This is a genomic window from Protofrankia sp. CiT1 (assembly GCF_917627335.1).
GTDB lineage: Bacteria > Actinomycetota > Actinomycetes > Frankiales > Frankiaceae > Protofrankia.
The window spans coordinates 1-3,970 of the sequence record NZ_CAKJTP010000239.1 but is presented as its reverse complement, the minus strand read 5'-3'; the positions used below and the strand labels follow the sequence as shown (position 1 = coordinate 3,970).

Below are 3,970 nucleotides of genomic sequence, written 5' to 3'. Positions count from 1 at the left end.
CCGTGGACTGCCCATCCCGCCTGCCGGGACAGCGTGGATGATGTGCCCATGGAGACGATGGATGAGTTCGCGGACCGGCATCCGGAAGTTGCGGGCCTGCTGGCCCCCTTTGAGTACACGCACCTGCCCGAACACATCCGTGACGTGGCGGCACCCATCGGGCAGCTGGCGCGCGACTTGGTGCGTGCGCTCCCTGGCGGCCCAGAGCTGGCGGCGGGGCTACGCAACCTCCTGGACGCCAGGGGCTGTTTCATCCGCGCGCTCCCCGAGTAACTACAGCCGGCCACCACCAGGAGAGCAATGATCACTGTAGTGAACCAATCCACACTGGTGTCAGCCGTGGACGCCCGGCTGATGACACGTGCCTGCGCGGCCCAGATCCGCAGACACGCCGCCCCCGCATGGGGACTCCTCCCCGTCCCCGTTGTGTACGCAAGCTCGGCCGAGGATGCCCCGCCTGGCGCGTGGGTCATCTCGATCCTGGATGATCCCGATCAGGCCGATGCCCTCGGTTGGCACACCGAGGATCAGGGTGAGCATGTGTACGGGCGGGCGTTCGCCCGCCCCGTGCTCGACAACGGCGGCACGGTGCTGTCCGGGGGGCTGTCCGTGTCCTCCGTGCTGTCGCATGAGGTGCTCGAAACGCTGATCGACCCGCGGTGCAACCTGTGGGCGGATCGCGGCGACGGGACCATCGTCGCACTGGAAGTCGCCGATCCCGTCGAGGCCGACAGCTATACCATCACCGTCGGTGGAACAGCGGTCTCGGTGTCGTCGTTCGCCTTGCCCGACTGGTTCGACCCGCAGGCCGGCGGGCCGTACGACTGGATGGGGCGTACCAGTCAGCCGTTCGAGGTAACCGCAGGCGGCTATGTCGTCCAGGCGCACGAAGGGCACGTCAGCGCCGTGTTCGGCGCAGAGTACCCGAGCTGGCGCCGAAAGCTGAAGGGCGATCCGTCGCGTTCTGCGCGACGTTTTCCCGTGTAGCCCGGGCTGTACGGCTGGCGCCTTGAGGTCGTTGCGGCATGTCCCGCCCTGTGGGGCATGATGTTCCGACGGATGGGACGTGCGCGGATCGGAGTCGGAGGGGCTGGCTGTGATCGCCTGGCTCGCCAGCGCAGTCTCGGACCCCGTGGGCGGCCTTGCCGCAAACGGGATCATGGGACTCGTTGCGATGCTCACGATCATTGGCTGCCGCTGGGTCGTCGGGCAGATCACCGCGGCGCACGGCCGGGAACTGGAGTCCGCGCAGAGGGAGAGGGATCGCGCCATCGCCGACCGAGACGCCGCGCTGGGCCGGCTGGACACCCAGACCCGGTTTGTCCAGGAGCAGGTGGTCCCGCTGTTCACCAGGGCCACGGAGTTGACCAAGGCCCAGCTGGAGCAGCTCCACCAGGCGGGCCGCCATGCCTGAGCCGGTGGACGCGGACACCTCCCCCGGAGTGAGCCGGGATGTCCGGCGCGCGGACGAGGTTCTCAAGTTGGCCGGTCAGCTCCGGGACACCGCGGCGGCGTTCCTGGACGACCTGGACCGGGCTATCCGCGAGATTCGTACGGAGGGGGGGGACGCTCATGGCTGAGAAAAGTCTTTCTCAGATGCTGACCGAGGTGGAGGAGGCTCTTCGGGTCAATCGGGAGGGTGTTGCTGAGATTGACCGGTCGATCGCGGCCGGGAATCGGATTTTGCAGCGTAGGACTACGCTGGTCGCACTCGTCGCGATCCTCATCGCGGTAAACATCTGTCTGACGGTTGCCCTCACAGTGTTCGGCGTGGAGCTGAATCGGACGCAGCAGGCCGCGAATGCCAACGCCTGCAATTTGAACGCCCTGTTCACGCAGAGCATCGCCACGTCGGGAAACACGGTGGATCTTTACCGTGGGCTGCGTCCGCTGATCGCCGCCAACCATGACCCCGACTCGCAGCGGGCGGTCGCGTTCATCGATAGGAGCGTCGCGAACCTGGAGAGCAATGCGAAGATCCGAGCCGATTTTCTGACGCTCACGCGGAACACGGCCAAACGCTTGCACTGCCAGTCCGGGTTCGTGTCGCCATGAGCGGGCCGCGCTTCACTCGCCCCCGGCATCGCCGGCTTCGCTGGCTCCAACGGGCGGGATTCCAGCTCGTGCCGTTGGATATCGCGCTTGCTTGTTCCGCCGTCGGGTTTTTCGCCATGGCCGTGCTAGCGGTCGTGACCGGCTACTACCCCTAGAGAGGGACCGTGGACACGAAGACCGCGCTTATCACCGCCACCATAGGGGCGCTGATCCCCTGGTTGACCGCGTTCATCACCGCGCAGTCAGCGCCGAGCTGGCTGAAGGGTGCTGTGACGCTTTTGCTCACCGCCGGGGCCGGGGTGCTGACGGCCTGGCAGGCCGATCCCGGATATGACCTCGGTCGGGGCGTGCTCTACGCGCTGGAGGGATGGGTGATCGCGGTGGCAAGCCATGCGGGGTTGTGGCGTCCAGTCGGCCTGACGGGCGGAAACGGGATCATCCAGTCGCGGATTCGCGGCGGTCTCGGCGATACCCGGTAGGCAAGGGGGAGGGGTTTTTACCATGGAACAGCTACTACCCGGGACGCTGTGGCGTCCACTATCCGCGGACAACACAGAACCGGTGATCGTCCCGCGTATCCTGGTGCTCCACACGATGGTCGGGTATTTGCTCGGAACCGAGTCGATGTTCCGCCAGGGTGGCTACACCGGCACCGAGTCGACATTCGGCGTGGGCGGCCCGTGGGATGGGGATGCCTATGACGGTGTGGTGTTCCAATGGCAACTGCTGGGACGCCAGGCCGACGCCCAGTATGCGGGGAATGACTACGCCAACTCGGTGGAAACCTCTGACGGCGGGGACTCGTCCCGGCCGTGGAGTGACAAGCAGCTCCGCGCGCTCATCGCACTGGCGGCGACGTGGTGCCATCAGACGGGCAATCCCTGCCAACTGGTCTCCAGCCCGGATCAGTCTGGTATTGGCTACCACGACCAGTTCCCGGAGTGGAACCGGGACCGTCACGAATGCCCGGGTGCGGTACGGAAAAAGCAGCTGATCGATATCGTCATTCCCGGCGCTGTGGCGCTGCTCCCATCCACGCCTAGGCCCGTATCCCCCATTGTCGTCCAGCAGCCTGTCGTGCCAATGTTCCCCCTCCCCGTCGGGCACTGGTACGGCACGCCCGACCCTGATCCATGTAACCACAGTGGCGTTTACAACCCCGCGGATCGGGCGGGTATTTCCCGCTGGCAGGCGCAGATGCATGCCCGCGGCTGGGAGATTACCGTTGATGGAATATTCGGCCCGCAGACGCGGGATGTCTGTGTGCGCTTTCAGCAAGAGAAAGGCCTTGCGGTGGATGGCCGGGTCGGGCCGGTGACGTGGGCTGCCGCATGGTCCATGCCCGTCGTCCAGGCGGCATAGTGGCCCCGTACCGGCGGGACGCTCTGGCCCGCGTGGCGGCCACGGCGGGTGCTACCGGCATCGGCGCCATACTGGTGATCGTCAGCGGTTGGACGCCATGGTGGGCCGTGCCGATGGCTACCACGCTGACCGCGACCCGAGCATTGGCTACCAGTGCGGCTGAGGGGTCCGCGCTGGCGTGGGATGTTGTCGAGCGAACCGCGTGGACCGCAATCCAGGCGGTTGTTGCGGTCATCCCCGTGTCGGCCCTCGGGTTGTCTCCGGAGCTCATCCCTGTCGTAGGCGCCATCCTGGCCGCGGTCAAGGCCTGCGCGGCGCGCCATGTCGGTGATCCGCATACCGCAGCGATTCTTCCGGCCCGCGTGGGGGCTAGCCCTTGAAGGGGCGATGCGCAGACAGCGAGGCGCCGCAGTGATTCTCGAATCCCTAGAGGGAGGTATCTATGCCGACCATCCTGACGCGGCTAGCCATCAACGCCGATCATGACACGGTTCGGTCAGACAGGGATGTCTACCGGCAGCATCAGCGAATATCCGGGCTGTTTTCCGGACTG

8 protein-coding genes are annotated in these 3,970 nt (G+C 66.2%); all 8 read left to right on the top strand.

What is annotated here, in order from left to right:
- A partial coding sequence (locus MJ785_RS20735) for a hypothetical protein (RefSeq protein WP_239382462.1) occupies positions 1–273 on the top strand: 273 nt, incomplete at its 5' end.
- A gap of 66 nt (positions 274–339) precedes the next feature.
- The gene (locus MJ785_RS20730) at positions 340–987 is read left to right on the top strand and encodes a hypothetical protein (protein ID WP_239382460.1); all 648 of its coding nucleotides are present in this window, start codon (positions 340–342) and stop codon (positions 985–987) included.
- A gap of 79 nt (positions 988–1,066) precedes the next feature.
- Positions 1,067–1,414, top strand: a complete 348-nt coding sequence (locus MJ785_RS20725) for an MICOS complex subunit MIC19 family protein (RefSeq protein WP_239382458.1) — start codon at positions 1,067–1,069, stop codon at positions 1,412–1,414.
- Entirely contained in the window at positions 1,407–1,580 is a 174-nt protein-coding gene (locus MJ785_RS20720) for a hypothetical protein (protein ID WP_239382456.1), read from the top strand. Before MJ785_RS20725 ends, MJ785_RS20720 begins: the two co-directional genes overlap by 8 nt.
- Positions 1,573–2,055: a hypothetical protein gene (locus MJ785_RS20715; protein ID WP_239382454.1), complete on the top strand. Its 483-nt coding sequence runs from the start codon at positions 1,573–1,575 to the stop codon at positions 2,053–2,055. The genes MJ785_RS20720 and MJ785_RS20715 overlap by 8 nt, the downstream gene beginning before the upstream one ends.
- Positions 2,056–2,219: 164 nt before the next feature.
- On the top strand, positions 2,220–2,534 hold the full coding sequence (locus tag MJ785_RS20710) for a hypothetical protein (RefSeq protein ID WP_239382452.1): 315 nt from the start codon (positions 2,220–2,222) through the stop codon (positions 2,532–2,534).
- 22 nt (positions 2,535–2,556) lie between these two features.
- Positions 2,557–3,417: an N-acetylmuramoyl-L-alanine amidase gene (locus tag MJ785_RS20705; protein ID WP_239382450.1), complete on the top strand. Its 861-nt coding sequence runs from the start codon at positions 2,557–2,559 to the stop codon at positions 3,415–3,417.
- Positions 3,417–3,797: a hypothetical protein gene (locus MJ785_RS20700; protein ID WP_239382448.1), complete on the top strand. Its 381-nt coding sequence runs from the start codon at positions 3,417–3,419 to the stop codon at positions 3,795–3,797. The genes MJ785_RS20705 and MJ785_RS20700 overlap by 1 nt, the downstream gene beginning before the upstream one ends.
- The last annotated feature ends 173 nt before the right edge of the window (positions 3,798–3,970 follow it).